Raw genomic sequence first — 18,391 nt, forward strand, 5'->3', positions numbered from 1 at the left:
GTGGTTACGCCTCCGGGGCCTGGAACGTGGACGTGCGGGACATGCCGGCGGCGCGGCCCTTGCCCGCGATCACCAGGGCCATCTTGCGGCTGGCCTCGTCGATCATCTCGTCGCCGAGCATCGCCGAGCCCTTCTTGCCGCCCGCCTCGGACGTGCAGTAGTCGTACGCGTCCAGGATCAGCTCGGCGTGGTCGTAGTCCTCCTGGGAGGGCGAGAACACCTCGTTGGCCGCGTCGACCTGACCGGGGTGCAGCACCCACTTGCCGTCGAAGCCCAGGGCCGCGGCGCGGCCGGCGACCTCACGGAAGCCGTCCACGTTCTTGATCTGCAGGTAGGGGCCGTCGATCGCCTGGAGGTCGTTGGCGCGGGCGGCCATCAGGATCTTCATCAGGATGTAGTGGTAGGCGTCCGCCGGGTAACCGGGCGGCTGCTCACCGACGACCAGGGACTTCATGTTGATGGACGCCATGAAATCGGCCGGGCCGAAGATGATGGTCTCGGTGCGCGGCGAAGCCTGCGCGATCTCGTTGACGTTGTTCAGACCCTGCGCGTTCTCGATCTGCGCCTCGATGCCGATCCTGCCGACCTCGAAGCCCATCGTCTTCTCGATCTGGGTGAGCAGCAGGTCCAGCGCGACGACCTGCTGGGCGTCCTGGACCTTCGGCAGCATGATGCAGTCGAGGTTCGGGCCCGCGCCCTCGACGACGGTGACGACGTCGCGATAGGTCCACTCGGTCGTCCAGTCGTTGACCCGCACAACCCTGGTCTTGCCCGTCCAGTCACCCTCGTTGAGGAACTTCACGATGGTGTGGCGGGCGTCCGGCTTGGCGAGCGGCGCGCACGCGTCCTCCAGGTCCAGGAAGACCTGGTCGGCCGGCAGCCCCTGGGCCTTCTCCAGAAAGCGCGGGTTGCTGCCCGGCACGGCGAGGCAGGAGCGGCGAGGACGAAGCCGGTTCACGGCGCCGGCGACGGTCTCGGTCATGCGGGGACCTCCAGGGGATTGAGCTTGTTCGCTGCACGGATCTCGTCGACGATACGTCCGATGATCTCCGTGATACCGAAGTCCTTCGGGGTGAAGACGGCCGCGACTCCGGCCGCGCGGAGCGCCTCGGCGTCGGCGGAGGGGATGATCCCGCCGACGATGACCGGGATGTCCGACGCACCGGACTGGCGCAGCCGCTCCAGGACATCCGGTACGAGTTCGGCGTGCGAGCCGGAGAGGATCGACAGGCCGACGCAGTGCACGTCCTCGGCCACGGCCGCGTCGACGATCTGCTCGGGCGTGAGCCGGATGCCCTGGTAGACCACCTCGAAGCCGGCGTCCCGCGCGCGTACGGCGATCTGCTCGGCGCCGTTGGAGTGGCCGTCGAGGCCCGGCTTGCCGACGAGCAGCCGCAGCCTGCCGCCGCCCAGTTCCTCGGCGGTCCTGGCGACCTTCTCGCGCACCGAGGCCAGCGGAGTGCCCTGTTCGGCGGCCACCGCGAGCGGCGCGCTGCTGACGCCGGTGGGCGCCCGGAACTCGCCGAACACATCCCGCAGTGCCCAGGCCCACTCGCCCGTGGTCACGCCCGCGCGGGCGCACTCGAGTGTGGGGCCGAAGAGGTTGGTGTCGCCGGCGGCCGCCCCCTTGAGGGCGGACAGCGCCTCCTGGGCCCGTCCCTCGTCGCGATTGTCCCGCCAGTCGTGCAGGGCGGCGACGACCTTGGCCTCGTTCTCCGGGTCCACTGTCATGATCGCGGTGTCGAGGTCCGCGGTGAGCGGGTTGGGCTCGGTCGACTCGAAGCAGTTGACCCCGATGATCTTCTCCTCGCCGGACTCGATTCGAGCCCGGCGTTCGGCGTGCGACGAGACGAGCTGGGCCTTGAGGTAGCCCGACTCGACGGCGGCCATCGCGCCGCCCATCTCCTGGATCCGCTCGATCTCGGTCATGCACTCCTCGACGAGCGCGTCGACCTTGGCCTCGATGACGTGCGAGCCCGCGAAGATGTCCTCGTACTCCAGCAGGTCGGACTCGTGGGCGAGCACCTGCTGGATGCGCAGCGACCACTGCTGGTCCCAGGGCCGGGGCAGGCCCAGCGCCTCGTTCCAGGCGGGGAGTTGGACGGCGCGGGCGCGGGCGTCCTTGGAGAGGGTGACGGCCAGCATCTCGAGCACGATCCGCTGGACGTTGTTCTCCGGCTGGGCCTCGGTCAGGCCGAGGGAGTTGACCTGGACTCCGTACCGGAAGCGGCGGTGGCGGGGGTTCTCGACCCCGTAGCGCTCGCGTGTGATCCGGTCCCAGATGCGGCCGAAGGCGCGCATCTTGCACATCTCCTCGACGAAGCGGACGCCCGCGTTCACGAAGAAGGAGATGCGGGCGACCATGTCGCCCATCTTCTCCTGCGGCACCTGCCCGGAGTCGCGTGCGGCGTCGAGCACGGCGATGGCGGTGCTCATGGCGTACGCGATCTCCTGGACCGGGGTGGCCCCGGCCTCCTGGAGGTGGTAGCTGCAGATGTTGATCGGGTTCCACTTGGGGATGTGGGCGACGGTGTAGGCGATCATGTCGGTGGTCAGACGCAGGGAGGGCCCCGGCGGGAAGACGTGCGTCCCGCGCGACAGGTACTCCTTGACGATGTCGTTCTGCGTCGTCCCCGACAGCTCGGTGATGTCGGCGCCCTGCTCCTCGGCGACCACCTCGTACAGCGCCAGCAGCCACATGGCCGTGGCGTTGATGGTCATCGAGGTGTTCATCTGCTCCAGCGGAATGTCCTGGAACAGCCGCCGCATGTCACCGAGGTGGGAGACCGGGACCCCGACCCGGCCGACCTCGCCGCGGGCGAGGATGTGGTCGGGGTCGTAGCCGGTCTGCGTCGGGAGGTCGAACGCGACCGACAGGCCGGTCTGGCCTTTGGCGAGGTTGCGCCGGTACAGCTCGTTGGACGCCTCGGCCGTGGAGTGCCCGGCGTACGTCCGCATCAGCCACGGACGATCCTTCTGACGCTCAGTCATCTAGGTGTCTCTCAGACGTTCCTGAAGCGGTTGATGGCGTCGATGTGCTGGGCGCGCTTCTCCTCGTCGTGCACGCCCATGCCCTCCTGCGGAGCCAGGCACAGCACGCCGACCTTGCCCTGGTGCACATTGCGGTGGACGTCGTGAGCGGCCTGGCCGGTCTCGTCCATCCTGTACGTCTTGGAGAGCGTCGGGTGGATCTTGCCCTTGGCGATGAGGCGGTTGGCCTCCCACGCCTCGCGGTAGTTGGCGAAGTGCGAGCCGACGATGCGCTTCAGGGACATCCACAGGTAGCGGTTGTCGTACTCGTGGTTGTAGCCCGAGGTCGAGGCGCAGGTGACGATCGTGCCGCCCTTGCGGGTGACGTAGACCGAGGCGCCGAAGGTCTCGCGGCCGGGGTGCTCGAAGACGATGTCCACGTCCTCGCCGCCGGTCAGTTCGCGGATGCGCTTGCCGAAGCGCTTCCACTCCCGCGGGTCCTGGTTGTGCTCGTCCTTCCAGAACTTGTAGCCCTCGGCGTTGCGGTCGATGATCGCCTCGGCGCCCATGGCGCGGCAGATGTCGGCCTTCTTGTCGCTGGAGACGACGCAGATCGGGTTGGCGCCGCCGGCCAGGGCGAACTGGGTGGCGTAGCTGCCGAGTCCGCCGCTGGCGCCCCAGATGAGGACGTTGTCGCCCTGCTTCATGCCGGCGCCGTTGCGGGAGACGAGCTGGCGGTACGCGGTGGAGTTGACCAGGCCGGGGGCCGCGGCCTCCTCCCAGCTCAGGTGCTTGGGCTTGGGCATCAGCTGGTTGGACTTCACCAGCGCGATCTCGGCGAGGCCGCCGAAGTTGGTCTCGAAGCCCCAGATGCGCTGCTCCGGGTCGAGCATGGTGTCGTTGTGGCCGTCGGCCGACTCCAGCTCCACCGAGAGGCAGTGGGCCACGACCTCGTCACCGGGGGTCCAGGCGTTCACGCCCGGGCCGGTGCGCAGGACCACGCCCGCGAGGTCGGAACCGATGATGTGGTACGGCAGGTCGTGACGCTTGGTGAGCGGCGACAGCTTGCCGTAGCGCTCCAGGAAGCGGAAGGTCGACACCGGCTCGAAGATCGAGGTCCACACCGAGTTGTAGTTGACCGAGCTGGCCATGACGGCGACGAGGGCCTCGCCGGGGCCGAGCTCGGGGACCGGCACGTCGTCCACGTGGAGGGACTTGCGCGGGTCCTTGTCCCGGGTCTCGAGACCGGCGAACATCTCCTCCTCGTCCTTGTGGACCGTGACCGCTCGGTAGGACTCGGGGAGCGGCAGGGCGGCGAAGTCGGCAGCGGTGCTGTCGGACGAAAGGATTGCGTCCAGGATCTGGTTCACTTTGGGGCCTCCGGCGAAGCGTCGGGGAACGCTTGAGGGAACGCTGGGGTCGCTGACGGGTCGTGTGCTGGCCGTCGGTTCGGCGCTGGGTGGTGCTGGCGGCGCGGGTAGCGCTGGAGAGCCTGTGACGCAGGCGTCCGGGCACGCATATGTTGCGGGGACAGCCGAACGTGGGTGCGATCGCTCCACGCCCGGCCGCCCGGACACTTCCAACGTATGGCACGGCGTGCCACTCGGCAAGACACTGCGTGCCAGCAATTTCTCTCAGATGTCATCCCGCAGGTACGTATGAGCAACAACGGCCGCCCCTCCGGAGGCGGCCGTTGCCGACAGTGGTGACCCGTGTGCTGTCCGTTTCCGGATTGTCCCCGAGGGCGGCGCCGTGGGCGCCGCGCCCCCGCGCGAGGGAGCCGTCAGGGTGAGCCCGCGTCAGCCGCTTGGCCGGATCGGGTCGACCACCTGGTGGAGCGGGAGCGCCCCGGCCCGCGGCGGCCGGCTGCGCCATGACCTCCGCGGCGGGTGCCGCCGACCCGGCAGGGCGTGAGACCGACGGGCCGTCACCCATCGCTGATGCGACGTCAGAACGCAGTGGTGGCCTGCCGCCACGGATATCCGCGGCGACAGGCCACCGACCTGTTCACTTCTCCTTGAGCGCCTGCTCGATGGTGCGCATGACCTCGCGCAGCGGCGCATCCGTACGCGCCACGGTCACCAGTACGTCGCCTTGGGTGGACGCCGACACCATGGGCTCCCGGTCGTGGGCGGGACGGCCCGCGCCGATCCCCGTGCCGAAGGTGTCCCGGACGATCGCGAAGGCGTGGTCGAGCTGCGTCTCCACATCCCCCTGGCCGCCGCTGCGCAGCCAGCGCCGCAGCACGTGGTTGTGCGCGGTGACCACCGCGGAGGCGGCGACCTCGGCGAGCAGCGGGTCGTCGTCGCCGTCGCGGTGCGCCCGCTCGTCGAAATGGCCCAGCAGATAGCGGGTGAACAGCCGTTCGTAGCGTGCGACGGAGGCGATCTCTCGCTCCCGCAGGGTGGGCACCTCGCGGGTCAGCTGATACCGCTCCACCGAGACGGCGGGGGAGGCGGCGTACATCCGCATGACTTCCTTGATGCCCCGGCAGACGGTGTCCAGCGGGTGCTCGTGCGCCGGTGCGGCCTCCAGGACCGCCTCGGCCCGTACGAGCGTGTCGTCGTGGTCCGGGAAGATCGCCTCTTCCTTGGAACGGAAGTGCCGGAAGAAGGTCCTGCGGGCCACCCCGGCCGCTGCGGCGATCTCGTCGACCGTCGTCGCCTCGTATCCCTTCGTGGCGAAGAGTTCCATCGCCGAGGCCGCCAACTTGCGGCGCATGGAGAGCCGCTGTGCGGCCGCCCGGCGACTGCCCGCGCTCTCGGAGGGCTCCACAGGAGGGGTACGAGGGGACTTAACGGGCTGGGCCATGTGGGGAACGTAACACGACGCACGGACACCGTGTGGGGGCGGACTGTCGACCGGGCCCAGCAGCCCGCCCCATGCCGGGTCCCGGTCAGCGCCGGGCATACTCGCGGAAGCCGCGCCCCGTCTTACGGCCCAGGCAGCCCGCCGCGACCAGATGCTCCAGCAGCGGTGCGGGCTTCAGACCCGGGTCACGGAACTCGCGGTGCAGCACCCGCTCGATGGCCAGCGACACATCCAGGCCCACGACGTCGAGGAGCTCGAAGGGGCCCATGGGATAGCCGCCGCCCAGCTTCATCGCGGCGTCGATCTCGTCCAGCGACGCGTAGTGCTCCTGCACCATCTTGACCGCGTTGTTGAGGTACGGGAACAGCAGCGCGTTCACGATGAAGCCGGCCCGGTCGCCGCAGTCCACCGGGTGCTTGCGGACCTTGCCGCACACCTCGCGCACGGTGGCGTGCACATCGTCCGCGGTCAGCACCGTGCGGACGATCTCGACGAGCTTCATCGCCGGCGCCGGGTTGAAGAAGTGCATGCCGATCACGTCCTGCGGCCGCGACGTGGCGCGGGCGCACGCGATGACGGGCAGGGACGAGGTCGTGGTGGCGAGAACGGCACCGGGCTTGCAGACCTTGTCGAGCGTGCCGAAGAGCTGCTGCTTGACCTCCAGGTCCTCGGCCACTGCCTCGACGGCCAGATCCACCTCGGCGAACGCGTCCAGGGACCCCGCCGGCGTGATCCGGTCCAGCGCCGCGTCCCGCGCCTCCGCCGTCAGACGGCCCTTGTCGACCGACCTGCCCAGCGACTTGGCGATACGGGCCTTCGCCGTCTCCGCCTTCTCCAGGCTGCGGGCGGCCAGCACCACGGCGTAGCCCGCCTTGGCGAAGACCTCGGCGATGCCGCTCGCCATGGTGCCCGAGCCCGCGACACCGACGCCGGCGACCGTACGGGCCCCGGCGACCGTGCCGTCGCTCTCGGCCGGAGCCTCGGCGTCCGGCACGACGGTGCCGCTGCCCGGCGCCTCGTACGTGTAGAAGCCGCGGCCCGACTTGCGGCCGGTCAGGCCTGCCTCGCTGAGTTGCTTGAGGATCGGGGCCGGGGCGTGCAGCCGGTCCCCGGAAGCCGCGTACATGGCGTCCAGGACGGTGCGGGCGGTGTCGATCCCGACGAGGTCGAGCAGGGCCAGCGGGCCCATCGGCAGGCCGCAGCCGAGCCGCATCGCGGCGTCGATGTCCTCGCGGGTGGCGTACTTCGACTCGTACATCGCGGCGGCCTGGTTGAGGTAGCCGAAGAGCAGACCGTCCGCCACGAAGCCGGGCCGGTCGCCGACCGCCACCGGCTCCTTGCCCAGATCGCGGGCGAGTTGGGTGACCGTGGCGACGGCGGCGGGCGCGGTCAGCACCGAGGAGACGATCTCGACGAGCTTCATGGCGGGCGCCGGATTGAAGAAGTGCAGGCCGAGGACGCGTTCGGGGCGCGCGGAGTCGGCGGCCAGACGCGTCACGGAGAGCGCGTTGGTGCCGGTGGCGAGGATGGCGTCGGGCCGGACGACGGTGTCCAGCGCCGCGAAGACCTCGCGCTTGGTCTCGTAGTGCTCCGGCACGACCTCGATCACGAGGTCGGCCTCGGCCGCTGCCTGCAGGTCCGAGAACGTACGGAAGCGGGCGAGGACGTCCTGCCGCTCCTGCTCGGTGATCTTCTCGCGCTCCACGGCGCGGGCCGTCGACGCCTCCAGCGCGGACGTGGCCTGCACGGCCGCGGCGTCGCTGATGTCGATGCCGATGACCTCACGGCCCGCACGGGCCAGCACCTCGGCGATGCCGCTGCCCATGGTGCCGAGGCCGACGACGGCGACGGTGCCGAAGATGGTGGGTGCGGAGTGGGGTTCCGGACTGGACGGACGAACCATCGCGGGACTCCTGAGGGTGTTCCCCGGGCCGAGGGCCGCAGGGAGAGTGACGACTGAGGGTTTTCCGGGTGCGCGGCGGTCGTTCCCGATCGGGGTGATGTCCGATCGAGGACCGGGTGCGCGCGGAGAGCCGGACTGAAAGGGATTCCGGCCGACGGGCCCGGGTGCACATGCTCCGGGTCGGTGCCCGACCAGGGCGCCGACGAGCGGGTGTCGTGGTGGCGATGCACGTGGGCAGTGCTGCCCGACGGGCAAGAGACCGGCCGGCCCTGTCCCGAGGCCGAGCCGTACTGCGTGCTGTGCAGAACCGACTGCACAAGGCGGCTGCGTCACCAGGCCGCCCGAGCGGGTGTGCTCGTGGCCCCTACCTTAACTCGCGGGTAACAACTTCGCCAGAGGAAGTTGGCGATCCGGGCTGTGGCACGGGCCACGCGCGGGGAGGGACAGTCCATGGACACCGATGACGCACGACGCTCTCTGGTGGAGCGAGCCCGCAAGGAAGTCACCGGGCCCGAGGAGGCGGCCGAGTACGCGCGCCTGATGGCACTTGCCCGGGACGGCTTACCACCAGCGCGCAGGGACGAACTGGTCCGCGTCCTGGCCGAACCGGGACGCCCGTTGTGGGCACGGGAGATGGCGGCGTTCGCGCTGGGATGCGCGGGGGACCGGCGGTCCTTCGAGACGCTGGTGCTGCTGCTCAACCACCGGGACGCACCGCGCTGCGCCTCGGCCGCGCACGCACTGGCCCGCCTCGGCGACCCGCGTACGGCCCGGGCGGCCGCGGCCCTGGCCACCAACCCGCTGCGCACGGCGTACGCGCTGCACCCGGTCCGGCTGCTGACCGCCCTGCGCGCCCCGGAGTCCGTGCCCGCGCTGACCACCACGCTGGAACGGCTGCTGGCCGCGCGGACGCCGTACTGGCCGGTGGCGCTGGCCTGCGTCGAGGGGCTCGGCGCGCTGGGGGACCGGCGGGCGATACGAGTGCTGAAGACCGCCCGCGACCACGCCCGCCTCGCCGCTCCGTCGGAAGCGGCCCTGGCCCGACTGGACCCCACGCCGAAGGGATAGCGGGGGCGGGGGCGGGGTGAGCCTGTGCTGGGGCGGCGGAGTGCGGACGGGGTTGAGACGCCGGGGGAGAGGAGGGGGGGCTCAACCCCGTCCGGGTTGAGACGCCGGGGGAGAGGAGGGGGCTCGGCGGGCGGGGCGCCAGGTCGGTCCGCCCCGGCGCCGCGGTCAGAGCTGGTCGACGCTCGCGGAGTGCCGCTCCGGTACTGAGGGAGGGCCGATCCGGCAGTGAGGCGCCCCTGCCCCGCTGCCCCCCTGCCCCGCTGCCCCGCTGCCCCGCGAAGAGCGGAGCAGGGGTGAACGCCCCCGCCCCGCCCGGCACTTGGGGAGGTCACCGGCCTCTTCGGCGGCCCGGTCTCACCCTGCCCCGGGCCCGCCCCGGGCGGCGACGCACGCACGAATGCCCACGGCCATGGCCACGGCGTCGTCGTGCTCCATCGCCAACACGCCGTTCTCGGTCATCAACGCGTGGAACTGCTGCTGCTCGTACGGAACGCCCGGCGGCAGTACGGCGATGTGCCAGTGCAGATGCGCGTTGCCCTGTTGGCTGCCCAAGGAGTACAGATACGTCCGCTCGGCTCCCACGAAGTCCTCCACCGCGAGGGCGACTTCCCGGACGACCAGCATGAGGCGCGTGTACGCATCCTGATCGAGATCACGGACGACGTGCTCGACATGCTCTTTCGGAGCGACCAGAACCTTGCCGGCGAGGGTGGGCCACCGGTCGAGGAAGGCAATGTGGTCCTCGTCCTCGAACACCGTCTGATGCGCATGGTCGGGATGCCCCGACAGGAAGGCGCACACGAAGCATGGCCCGTTGCGTGCCCTGGCCGCGTAGGCGGCCACGTCCATGGCCCGCATCTCCCGCGGCGCAGGTGTCCCCCTTGCCGGAGCGTCCGGTCCGCTGCTCCGGCGAGGATCGGGCTGCCCGTCCGGGCGGCGCTCGTCGGGCGGGCGGGAACCGGACCGTCCTCGCGGGCTCATGTGGGCCCGATTCCCGCGAGGGGGAGCACGTACCGGACCTCCGGTACGTCCGTGCCGCCCGCGTCGTCCGCCCGCCGTGCGCCGTCCGGCGCGAAGCCCGCGATGCCGTAGAAGCGGCGTGCGCGAGTGTTGCCCTCGACGACCCACAGCAGCAGCCGCCGGAATCCGCGCCGGGCGGCCCGTGCGACCGACTCCTCCAGCAGCGCGCGGCCCGCCCCGGTGGACAGGTGCTCGGGCAGAACGTAGAGCGCGAGCAGTTCGCCGTCACCGGGACGGGAATCCTCGTCGCGGCAGGGGCCGGTGCACGCCCAGCCGACGACCGCTCCGCCGCGCTCGGCCACGAGGTCGGCCACCGTGCCTCTCCCGGGCGCGAAGTGCTCCCGCCGCCGTTCGGCATCGGCCTGGACGGTCTTGGCGTCGAGGTACGTCTTCGGCATCAGGCCCGCGTAGGCGGACTGCCATCCCCGCACCCGGACGGCCGAGACCGCCTCGATGTCCCCCTCGTCCATCTCCCGTATCCGCACCACGCTCGCCAGGCTAGCCGCCGTCTGTGGCAACTCTCCGTATGGACTGGCTCGCCGGCCACCATGTCTCCACCATCGCGCCGGTGTGCGGCGCCGAACAGAGGCGCTCGCCCGGGCCGCGGGGCGCCGCACGGACGACGGCGAGTGCCCCGGCATCGTTACGCCGGCGTACACCGCGCGGTGCGCATGACCGCATCCTCCGCCTGGCGCCCGGATCTCGGGATTGGTGAACTCGATGCGCTCGCACGGCTGTTGGGCTCCCGCAGTGGACGAGCTGGTCGGCCCGTGGACGTACGGCACCGGGAGTGGATCACGCGGGCCCCGGCCCTGACCGGACGCGGGCCGGACGGCGGTGTGCGGCCGGGCGGTGGGAGCGGGGGCGCTCAGAGCAGCGTGAGCTGGGTGGGTTCCGGCTCCGCCGGGTCCGGTTGCGGGGCCGGCGGTTCGGTGATGCGGCGCGACGCGCCGGCGCGGGACGGCCCGATGCCGAACTCCCGCGCGTACTCGTGCACTTGGCGGGTGATGCGGCGCTGGTACCAGGTGGGGGCGTACGAACCGCCCGCGTACATCGTCGCGTAGCGCCGCACCAGATGCGGATGGTGGTGGCCCAGCCACTCCATGAACCACTCCCTGGCCCCCGGGCGCAGATGCAGTACGAGCGGTGTCACAGAGGTCGCGCCCGCGGCGGCGATGGCGCGGACCGTCGCGCGGAGCTGCTCGGGGGTGTCGCTGAGGAAGGGGATGACCGGGGCCATCAGGACGCCGCACGGGATGCCGTTGGCGATGAGGGTGCGGCAGACCTCCAGGCGGCGGTCGGGCGCCGGGGTGCCGGGTTCGACCGTGCGCCACAGCTCGTGGTCGAGGAAGCCCACCGAGACCGAGGTGCCGACCTCGGTCACCTCGGCGGCCTGCCGCAGCAGTTCGAGATCGCGGAGGATCAGGGTGCCCTTGGTGAGGATCGAGAAGGGGTTCGCGTGGTCGCGCAGGGCGGCGAGGATGCCGGGCATCAACTGGTAGCGGCCCTCGGCCCGTTGGTAGCAGTCGACGTTCGTGCCCATCGCGATGTGCTCGCCCCGCCACTTCCGGGACGCCAGTTCGCGGCGCAGCAGCTCCGGTGCGTTGACCTTGACGACGATCTGCGAGTCGAAGCCGACCCCGGTGTCCAGGTCCAGATAGCCGTGCGTCTTGCGGGCGAAGCAGTAGACGCAGGCGTGCGAGCAGCCGCGGTACGGGTTGATCGTCCACTCGAACGGCATCCGGGAGGCCCCGGGCACCCGGTTCACGATCGACCGCGCACGGATCTCGTGGAAGGTGATCCCGCGGAACTCCGGGGTGTCGAAGGTGCGGGTCACGGCGTCCGTGCCGAAGAGGGCGGGCGTCGTCGCGGTCCCGTCGCTCGTCAGACCGTCCCAGCGCATGGTGCCTCCTTCTGTCGCACCTGTTCTGTCGCACCCATCGGGGCACGTACGCCACGCTAGAACACATTTTCGATTTACGCCACGGGGTGGCCGGATCCCGACCCCGATTTGGGCGGGCGAGGTGCCGGTGGTTGGCTTGGTCACCAGCACGCACCGCGGGACAGCAGGGCCCGCGCGTCGACGTGCTCGAGGGAAGGGAAGAAACGATGGCGCAGGTAGAGGCCACGACGGAGCGGATCATCGCGGCGGACCCCGAGACGGTGTTCCGCGCGGTCTCCGATTACTCGGGCACCCGCGCCAAGCTGCTGCCCGAGCACTTCAGCGAGTACGAGGTGCGCGAGGGCGGCGCGGGCGAGGGCACCCTCGTCCACTGGCGGCTCCAGGCCACCAGCAAGCGGGTCCGTGACTGCCTCCTCGAGGTCTCCGAGCCGACGGCCGGACAGCTCACCGAGAAGGACCGCAACTCCTCGATGGTCACGACCTGGACCGTGACCCCGGCGGGCGAGGGCAAGGCCAAGGTCGTCATCACCACCGTCTGGAACGGCGCGGGCGGCATCGGCGGTTTCTTCGAGAAGACCTTCGCGCCGAAGGGTCTGGGCCGCATCTACGACGAGGTGCTCGCCAAGCTCGCCACCGAGGTCGAGAAGTAAACCCCGCGCCCTCACCGGAACGAGTGGTTTTCGCCCGTGAACCGGCGTGCGCCTCGGGCGCGCGCCGGACGCGAAAGCCGCTGATGAGCGCCCGAAAGCCGCCCCGGGCACCGTAGTTGGCCCGCCGTCCCCGCACCTCCCGCGCATCGCGCCGCGCTTGCTCGTAGTTGTCGCGTAATGCGAGAAATGGGCGCGCGGTGCAGGTGCGACGAGGGGAGCGGCACGTGGGCGGGACCACACTGGTGAAGGAGCGCGGCGAGCAGGCCGCCGCGACCGCCCCCGCCCCCGGCACGCCCGACGGAGCGGACCCCTTCACGGCGGCGGGAATCGACCAACTGTCCCCGAGCCGGGTCCGGATGGTCTTCGTCGGCCTGATGCTGACTCTGCTGCTCGCCGCCCTGGACCAGACGATCGTGGCCACCGCGCTGCCGAAGATCGTCGGAGAACTCCACGGCCTGGACAAGATGTCCTGGGCCGTCACCTCGTACCTGCTCGCCTCCACGATCGGGTTGCCGGTCTACGGCAAGCTCGGCGACCTCTTCGGCCGCAAGGGCGTCTTCCAGTTCGCGATCCTGGTCTTCGTCATCGGCTCCCTGCTCGCCGGCTGGTCGCGGACCATGGAGCAGCTCATCGCCTTCCGCGCCGTCCAGGGCATCGGAGGCGGCGGCCTCATGATCGGCGTCCAGGCGATCATCGCCGACATCGTCCCGCCCCGTGCCCGCGGGCGCTACATGGGCCTGATCGGGGCCGTGTTCGGGCTGGCGTCGGTCGCGGGCCCGCTGCTCGGCGGCTTCTTCACCGACCACGCCTCCTGGCGCTGGTGCTTCTACATCAACATCCCGTTCGGCCTCGTCACCATGGCCGTCATCGCGGTCGTCCTGAGGTTGCCCAGGCCCGCCGTCCGGCCCCGGCTCGACGTTCTCGGCGCACTCCTGCTCGCCGCCTGCTCGACGTGCCTGGTGCTGCTGACGAGTTGGGGCGGCACGGAGTACGCGTGGGGCTCCCGGACGATCCTCGGGCTCGCCGCGGGTGCGGTCGCCACGGCGCTGCTCTTCGTCGTCGTCGAGCACTTCGCCGTCCAACCGGTCATCCCCCTGCGGCTGTTCCGCGACCCGGTGTTCACCATGACCGGGCTCATCGGCGCCGTGGTGGGCGTCGCGCTCTTCGGCGCCGCCAGCTATCTGCCGACCTTCCTGCAGATGGTGGACGGTGCCAGCGCCACCGAGTCCGGGCTGCTGATGCTGCCGATGATGGGCGGAATCGTCATCGCATCGATCGTCTCCGGCCGGTTGATCAGCGGTACGGGCCGCTACAAGGCGTACCCGATCCTCGGCGGCGCCCTCTCGGCGGTCGGCATGTGGCTGCTGTCCCTGCTCGACGCCGACACCTCGCGGCCCGAATACAGCATCTGGATGGCCGTCCTCGGCACCGGCATCGGTCTCGTCATGCCGGTGCTCGTCCTGGCTGTGCAGAACTCCGTGCCGCCCGCCGACCTCGGCGTCGCCACCAGCGCCAACAACTACTTCCGGCAGATCGGCGGTTCGGTCGGCGCGGCGGTCTTCGGCACGCTCTTCGCCGACCGGCTCGCCGACCGCCTCGCGCACGAACTCCCGCCCGGTGCCGGTCTGCCAGAGCCGGAGTCGATCACCCCGCAGATGGTGCACGCCATGGACGCGGCGCTGCGCGACGGCTACATCCGGGCGTACGCGGAGGCCATGCCGCGGATCTTCCTCTACCTCGTGCCGGTGCTCGTCCTCGGCTTCCTGCTCGCCTTCCTGCTGAAGGAGAAACCCCTGGTGTCCCACAACGCCCCCGCCGCCCCCGGCCCCTCCACCACCGCCACCACGGTCGTCATCGAAGCCGGGGCCGTGCCGTCCGCCCGCTCGGCGGCCGCCGGCCGGCAGCAGGACCCGCTGCTCGCCGGTGTCCCGGTCTGCGGCACGGTCCAGCACTACGACGGGAGCGCCGTCCCCCGTGCCGCGCTCACCCTCATCGACGTCGCCGGGCGCCAGATCGGCCGCGGCGCGGCGGGCGAGGACGGGCGGTACGCGCTGAGCACACCGGGCGCCGGGTCGTACGTCCTGATCGCGGCCGCAGGCGGTCATCAGCCGCAGGCCGTGAGTGTGAAGGTCGCCGAGCGGCCGGTCGAACTCGACGTGGTGCTCGGCGGCGCGGGGCGTCTCGCCGGAGCCGTGACCACCGCCGACGGCACGCCCGTACGGGATGCCACGGTGACGCTGACGGATGTGCGCGGCGATGTGGTGGCCTCCACCCGCAGCGGGCGCGAAGGCGGCTACGTCATGCCGGAGTTGGTGGCGGGGGAGTACGTCCTGGCCGCGAGCGCACCGGCGTTCCGCCCGGCCGCCCTGCCCGTCACCGTGCAGGCCGCGCGCGAGACCCGCCAGGACATCGAACTCGCGGGCGGGGCGATCCTGCGCGGCATCGTACGGGCCCACGGCGGGCGGCCCGTCGAGGACGCGCGGGTCACGCTGCTGGACGCCGCGGGCAATGTCGTCGACACGCTGACGACGGGAACCGACGGCGTTTTCCTGTTCGTTGACCTCTCGGCGGGTGAGTACACGGTGATCGCCTCGGGCTATCCGCCGGTGGCCACGGTCCTTCAGGTCTCCGGCGGCGGGCGTACGGAGCGGGATCTGCAACTGGGCCACGAGGACTGAACCGAGGACTGCAACCCGGGGTTGCCCGCTGCCAGTCGGGGCGCGCGGGGGCGTGTCGCGTGCACCGGCGCACCACCCGCGCACAGCAGCTTCGGCAAACGTGCCTCGCCGAACCCTACTCGCCCGTACGGTGGTGACGGTGCCGCAGATCATGCGGCAGGGGAAGGAGCCTCCCGGCCATGGACAGTGGTCTTCCGCCGCAGGCCGCGCAGCAGAGCGCCTTGTCCGGAAGGATCCCGCTCGCGATCGTCGTCGTGGACGCGGACGGCCTTGTCTCCCACTGGAGTTCGGGCGCGCGGCGGCTCTTCGGCAGCAGCCGGGAGGAGGCTCTCGGGGTCCCCGCGACGGATCTTCTCCCGGTCGCGGGAGTCCTCTCCGCCGACGTGGACACCTTCGACGTGCCGGAGGAGGACCCGGGCTTCGGGATCGGTGACACCCTCAGCGGCCGGATGCCCTACCCGGCGGCGGGCCGGGCCCGCATGCCCGGCCCCGGCGCGGACGCGTCCGGGCAGGCGGGTGCGGAGCGGCTCGATGTGGTGTGGTGGGCGTATCCCCTGGTGGCGCCGGGACCCGAGCGGCTGCTCGTCCTCGCCGCGGACGCCCGCGAACTGGACGGATCCGAGGACGGCGACGAGGCGCGGCCCGACGGCAGGAGCGGAGAGGCATATCTCGAGGGCGGGGACGCGTACGACGACGGCCGGGACCGGGACGCGTACGACGACGGCCGGGACCGGGACGCGTACGCCGGTCGCCGCCGGTACGGCCGCACCGTCGCCCCTGGGTTCGCGCTGCACACCGAATTCCCCGGCGCCGACGCCCTCGCGGCCGGGCTCCCCGAGATCCTCCCCAGCATGAGCGTCGCGCTCAGCACCCGGATCGCCGGACAGGTCCTGGAACTCGGCTATCCCGTCCTGGAGTTCAGCCACCTCGACCGCGTCCCCGTCACCCCCGACTGGGGAGTTCCGCGCCGCCCCGGGCGCCCGCCCAGGCCGCCGGCCGCGGTCCACGCCCCTTCCTCGGAACCCGCGGCCGGAGCGCCCCCTCCGCCCGAGGAGGACCTCGAGCACGCGGCCGTGCGCGAGCGGCTGGAGTTCCTCAACGAGGTGAGCGGCGGCATCGGTTCCTCACTCGACCTGGAGCGGACGATCCGGGAGGTCACCAGCGCCGCCGTGCCCCGCTTCGCCGACTTCGCCGCGACGCATCTGCGCGCCGCCGTGCCGGCGGGCGAGGAATTCCCCGACGGCGTACCGGACGCCACGACGGTCTGGCACCGGGTCTGGGTGGAGCACAACGACGAACCGGGCCGCTGGGACGACACCGTGCCGGTCGGGGAGTGCCTCAGCTTCCCCGAGCACACCCCGTTCTCCCGGTGCATGGCCACCGGCGAGCCGGTGCTGATCCCGCGGATCACCGACGAGGCGGGCGACCGTGTCTCCCAGCTGTTCGAGAAGCGCGATCTGCGACCGCTGATCAACGGCCGGTCGCTGCTCATCGTGCCGCTCAAGGCGCGCGACGTCGTGCTCGGCTTCATGGTGCTGATGCGCAGGGCGGACCGCGGGCCGTTCGACGCCATGGACCGGGCCACGGGTGCCGAACTCGCCGCCCGCGCCGGGCTCGTGCTCGACAACGCGCGGATGTACACCCGGCAGGAGCACGTCGCCGAGACGCTCCAGGACAGCATGCTGCCCCAGGTGAGCCCGCGGCTGCCGGGCTGCGACACGGCGACCCGCTATCTGCCGGGGACGCGGCTGGGGCGTGTGGGCGGCGACTGGTTCGACGCCATCAAGCTGCCCGGCTCGCGCACCGCGCTCGTCGTCGGCGACGTCATGGGTCACGGCATCACCTCGGCCGCCATGATGGGCCAATTGCGCACCGCCGTGCAGACCCTGGCCGCGCTCGACCTCCCGCCCGCCCAACTGCTGCGGAGCCTGGACGACTTGGCGCAGCGCCTCGGCGAGCACTACCTCGCCACCTGCCTGTACGCCGTCTACGACCCGATCCGCTCCGAGCTGCGCATCTCCAACGCTGGCCATATCCCGCCCGTCCTCGTACGCGCCGCCGACGGCCGCGGCGAGCTGCTCCAGGTGCCCACGGGGGCGCCGATCGGCGTGGGCGGCGTGGCCTTCGGGACGGCCACGGTCCGCGTGGCATCCGGCGACCGGCTCGTGTTGTGCACGGACGGCTTGGTGGAGGTGCGCGGCCAGGACATCGGCGCGGGCCTCGCGGCGCTGTGCGCATCGGCCGCGCATCCCGCCGCCTCCATGGACGATGCCTGCGACGCCGTCATCCGCGCGCTCGCCGCCTCCACCCGCGACCAGGACCTGGGCCGCAAGGACGATGTCGCCCTGCTGATGGCACGGCTGAACGGCATTCCGCACGAGCACGTGGCCACCTGGCGGTTCGGCACCGACCCGCGGGAAGCGAGCCGCGCCCGGCGGCTCGTGCGGGAGCGGCTCACCGGCTGGGGCCTGGACGAGGCCGTGGAGACGGCCGAACTGCTCGTCAGCGAGGCGGTCACCAATGCCGTCCGGCACGCGGACACCGACCGGGTGGAGCTGCGGCTGGTGCGCACGGACGCGCTGCTGTGGGAGGTCTCCGACGAGGACCACGCGCTGCCCGAACTGCTCGACGCGGACCGCGAGGACGTCCACGGGCGCGGGTTGCGCGTGGTCGGATCGCTCACGCGCGAGTGGGGGACCAGCTCCTCGGTGCGCGGCAAGACGGTGTGGTTCGAGCAGTCGCTTCCCCGGCCGCCGGGACCGGCCCGTACGGCGGGGCTCACCGCGGTCCGCTCCAACAGCGGGTGAAGGATTCCCTCGGTAGGCGGAGCGGCTGCTGCGGGAGGCGGGGCTGACGGTACTGGCGCGCGGGTCCGATGGTGCTGCCGCAGACCGAGTACCTCGGGGACGGCGCGCGGCCGGAGCTTCCGGCCCAGTGGCCGGTTCTGGCCCCGGCGGCCCGACGGCCCGGTTCCGCCCGCATACGAGGGACAGGCCCGCCCGCATACGAGGGACAGGCCCGCCCACGTACGAGGGACAGGGTCGTTCCCGCACGGAGAGGGTGCCCGGTGCCCCGTAGGGCGGCTGGACGTATCTCGTCCGGCCCGCATCGGTGGCCTTCTTCGGTACCCGGTGCCTGGTCAAGGTCCGGGGCACGATCGACGGCCACCCGTTCCGCAGCTCGTTCATGGCCCTGGGCGACGGCACGCACATGCTGCCCGTGAAGGCCGAGGTGCGCCGGGCGATCGGCAAGGAGGCGGGGGACACCGTGGACGTGGTCCTGGAGGAACGGGTGGACGGCCGGGCCGTGTAACCGCTCCTCCCGACGGCGTCGGGGAGTCCGGGCGGCCGCTGCCGCCGGCCGGGGCACCGGGGCCGGTGCGGGACCG

Annotated in this window: 12 protein-coding genes and 1 pseudogene; 5 read left to right on the forward strand and 8 right to left on the reverse strand. The window is 71.6% G+C overall.

All coding sequences use genetic code 11. From position 1 onward, the window contains the following. Positions 1–4: 4 nt before the first annotated feature. The 5 genes from ACGFNH_RS13805 to ACGFNH_RS13825 all read right to left on the reverse strand — a co-directional run bounded on the left by ACGFNH_RS13805 (position 5) and on the right by ACGFNH_RS13825 (position 7,684). The gene (locus ACGFNH_RS13805; RefSeq protein WP_393653287.1) at positions 5–982 is read right to left on the reverse strand and encodes an HpcH/HpaI aldolase/citrate lyase family protein; all 978 of its coding nucleotides are present in this window, start codon (positions 980–982) and stop codon (positions 5–7) included. Then, positions 979–2,991 (reverse strand): protein meaA, encoded by a 2,013-nt coding sequence (locus ACGFNH_RS13810; RefSeq protein WP_393653288.1) that lies wholly within the window; start codon positions 2,989–2,991, stop codon positions 979–981. The genes ACGFNH_RS13805 and ACGFNH_RS13810 overlap by 4 nt, the downstream gene beginning before the upstream one ends. 11 nt (positions 2,992–3,002) lie before the next feature. Further along, a complete protein-coding gene (gene ccrA / locus ACGFNH_RS13815; RefSeq protein WP_393653289.1) occupies positions 3,003–4,340 on the reverse strand; it encodes a crotonyl-CoA carboxylase/reductase in 1,338 nt (445 codons plus the stop codon). Positions 4,341–4,977: 637 nt separating this feature from the next. Beyond that, complete coding sequence (locus ACGFNH_RS13820) at positions 4,978–5,781, reverse strand: TetR family transcriptional regulator (protein WP_393653290.1); 804 nt, start codon at positions 5,779–5,781, stop codon at positions 4,978–4,980. A gap of 85 nt (positions 5,782–5,866) precedes the next feature. Continuing rightward, the gene (locus tag ACGFNH_RS13825; RefSeq protein WP_393653291.1) at positions 5,867–7,684 is read right to left on the reverse strand and encodes a 3-hydroxyacyl-CoA dehydrogenase family protein; all 1,818 of its coding nucleotides are present in this window, start codon (positions 7,682–7,684) and stop codon (positions 5,867–5,869) included. A gap of 450 nt (positions 7,685–8,134) precedes the next feature. Between ACGFNH_RS13825 and ACGFNH_RS13830 the strand changes: the two genes are divergently transcribed. Further along, positions 8,135–8,752: a HEAT repeat domain-containing protein gene (locus tag ACGFNH_RS13830; protein ID WP_393653292.1), complete on the forward strand. Its 618-nt coding sequence runs from the start codon at positions 8,135–8,137 to the stop codon at positions 8,750–8,752. A 354-nt stretch (positions 8,753–9,106) separates the two neighbouring features. Here ACGFNH_RS13830 and ACGFNH_RS13835 read toward each other — a convergent pair whose 3' ends face one another. The 3 genes from ACGFNH_RS13835 to ACGFNH_RS13845 all read right to left on the reverse strand — a co-directional run bounded on the left by ACGFNH_RS13835 (position 9,107) and on the right by ACGFNH_RS13845 (position 11,675). Beyond that, positions 9,107–9,601 (reverse strand): HIT family protein, encoded by a 495-nt coding sequence (locus ACGFNH_RS13835; RefSeq protein WP_393653293.1) that lies wholly within the window; start codon positions 9,599–9,601, stop codon positions 9,107–9,109. Between the two features lie 128 nt (positions 9,602–9,729). Then, a complete protein-coding gene (locus ACGFNH_RS13840) occupies positions 9,730–10,260 on the reverse strand; it encodes a GNAT family N-acetyltransferase (RefSeq protein ID WP_393653294.1) in 531 nt (176 codons plus the stop codon). Between the two features lie 380 nt (positions 10,261–10,640). Further along, the gene (locus ACGFNH_RS13845) at positions 10,641–11,675 is read right to left on the reverse strand and encodes an Rv2578c family radical SAM protein (protein ID WP_393653295.1); all 1,035 of its coding nucleotides are present in this window, start codon (positions 11,673–11,675) and stop codon (positions 10,641–10,643) included. A gap of 206 nt (positions 11,676–11,881) precedes the next feature. Between ACGFNH_RS13845 and ACGFNH_RS13850 the strand changes: the two genes are divergently transcribed. The 4 genes and pseudogenes from ACGFNH_RS13850 to ACGFNH_RS13865 form a co-directional block, all read left to right on the forward strand. Continuing rightward, the gene (locus ACGFNH_RS13850; protein WP_393653296.1) at positions 11,882–12,325 is read left to right on the forward strand and encodes an SRPBCC family protein; all 444 of its coding nucleotides are present in this window, start codon (positions 11,882–11,884) and stop codon (positions 12,323–12,325) included. A 224-nt stretch (positions 12,326–12,549) separates the two neighbouring features. Continuing rightward, positions 12,550–15,003, forward strand: coding sequence for an MFS transporter (locus ACGFNH_RS13855; protein WP_393653297.1), 2,454 nt, complete (start codon positions 12,550–12,552; stop codon positions 15,001–15,003). Positions 15,004–15,182: 179 nt separating this feature from the next. Beyond that, positions 15,183–17,810, forward strand: a complete 2,628-nt coding sequence (locus ACGFNH_RS13860; RefSeq protein WP_393653298.1) for a SpoIIE family protein phosphatase — start codon at positions 15,183–15,185, stop codon at positions 17,808–17,810. A gap of 271 nt (positions 17,811–18,081) precedes the next feature. Continuing rightward, positions 18,082–18,315: pseudogene (locus tag ACGFNH_RS13865) on the forward strand (DUF1905 domain-containing protein); the annotation flags it as partial. Positions 18,316–18,391 lie beyond the last annotated feature (76 nt).

Origin of the sequence: Streptomyces sp. NPDC048639, assembly GCF_043199075.1 — a bacterium.
GTDB lineage: Bacteria > Actinomycetota > Actinomycetes > Streptomycetales > Streptomycetaceae > Streptomyces.

Coding starts and splice junctions, on each gene's coding strand:
- ACGFNH_RS13805 (WP_393653287.1), bottom strand. CDS start 982: ATGACCGAGACCGTCGCCGGCGCCGTGAACCGGCTTCGTCCTCGCCGC.
- ACGFNH_RS13810 (WP_393653288.1), bottom strand. CDS start 2,991: ATGACTGAGCGTCAGAAGGATCGTCCGTGGCTGATGCGGACGTACGCC.
- ACGFNH_RS13820 (WP_393653290.1), bottom strand. CDS start 5,781: ATGGCCCAGCCCGTTAAGTCCCCTCGTACCCCTCCTGTGGAGCCCTCC.
- ACGFNH_RS13825 (WP_393653291.1), bottom strand. CDS start 7,684: ATGGTTCGTCCGTCCAGTCCGGAACCCCACTCCGCACCCACCATCTTC.
- ACGFNH_RS13830 (WP_393653292.1), top strand. CDS start 8,135: ATGGACACCGATGACGCACGACGCTCTCTGGTGGAGCGAGCCCGCAAG.
- ACGFNH_RS13835 (WP_393653293.1), bottom strand. CDS start 9,601: ATGGACGTGGCCGCCTACGCGGCCAGGGCACGCAACGGGCCATGCTTC.
- ACGFNH_RS13845 (WP_393653295.1), bottom strand. CDS start 11,675: ATGCGCTGGGACGGTCTGACGAGCGACGGGACCGCGACGACGCCCGCC.
- ACGFNH_RS13850 (WP_393653296.1), top strand. CDS start 11,882: ATGGCGCAGGTAGAGGCCACGACGGAGCGGATCATCGCGGCGGACCCC.
- ACGFNH_RS13860 (WP_393653298.1), top strand. CDS start 15,183: ATGGACAGTGGTCTTCCGCCGCAGGCCGCGCAGCAGAGCGCCTTGTCC.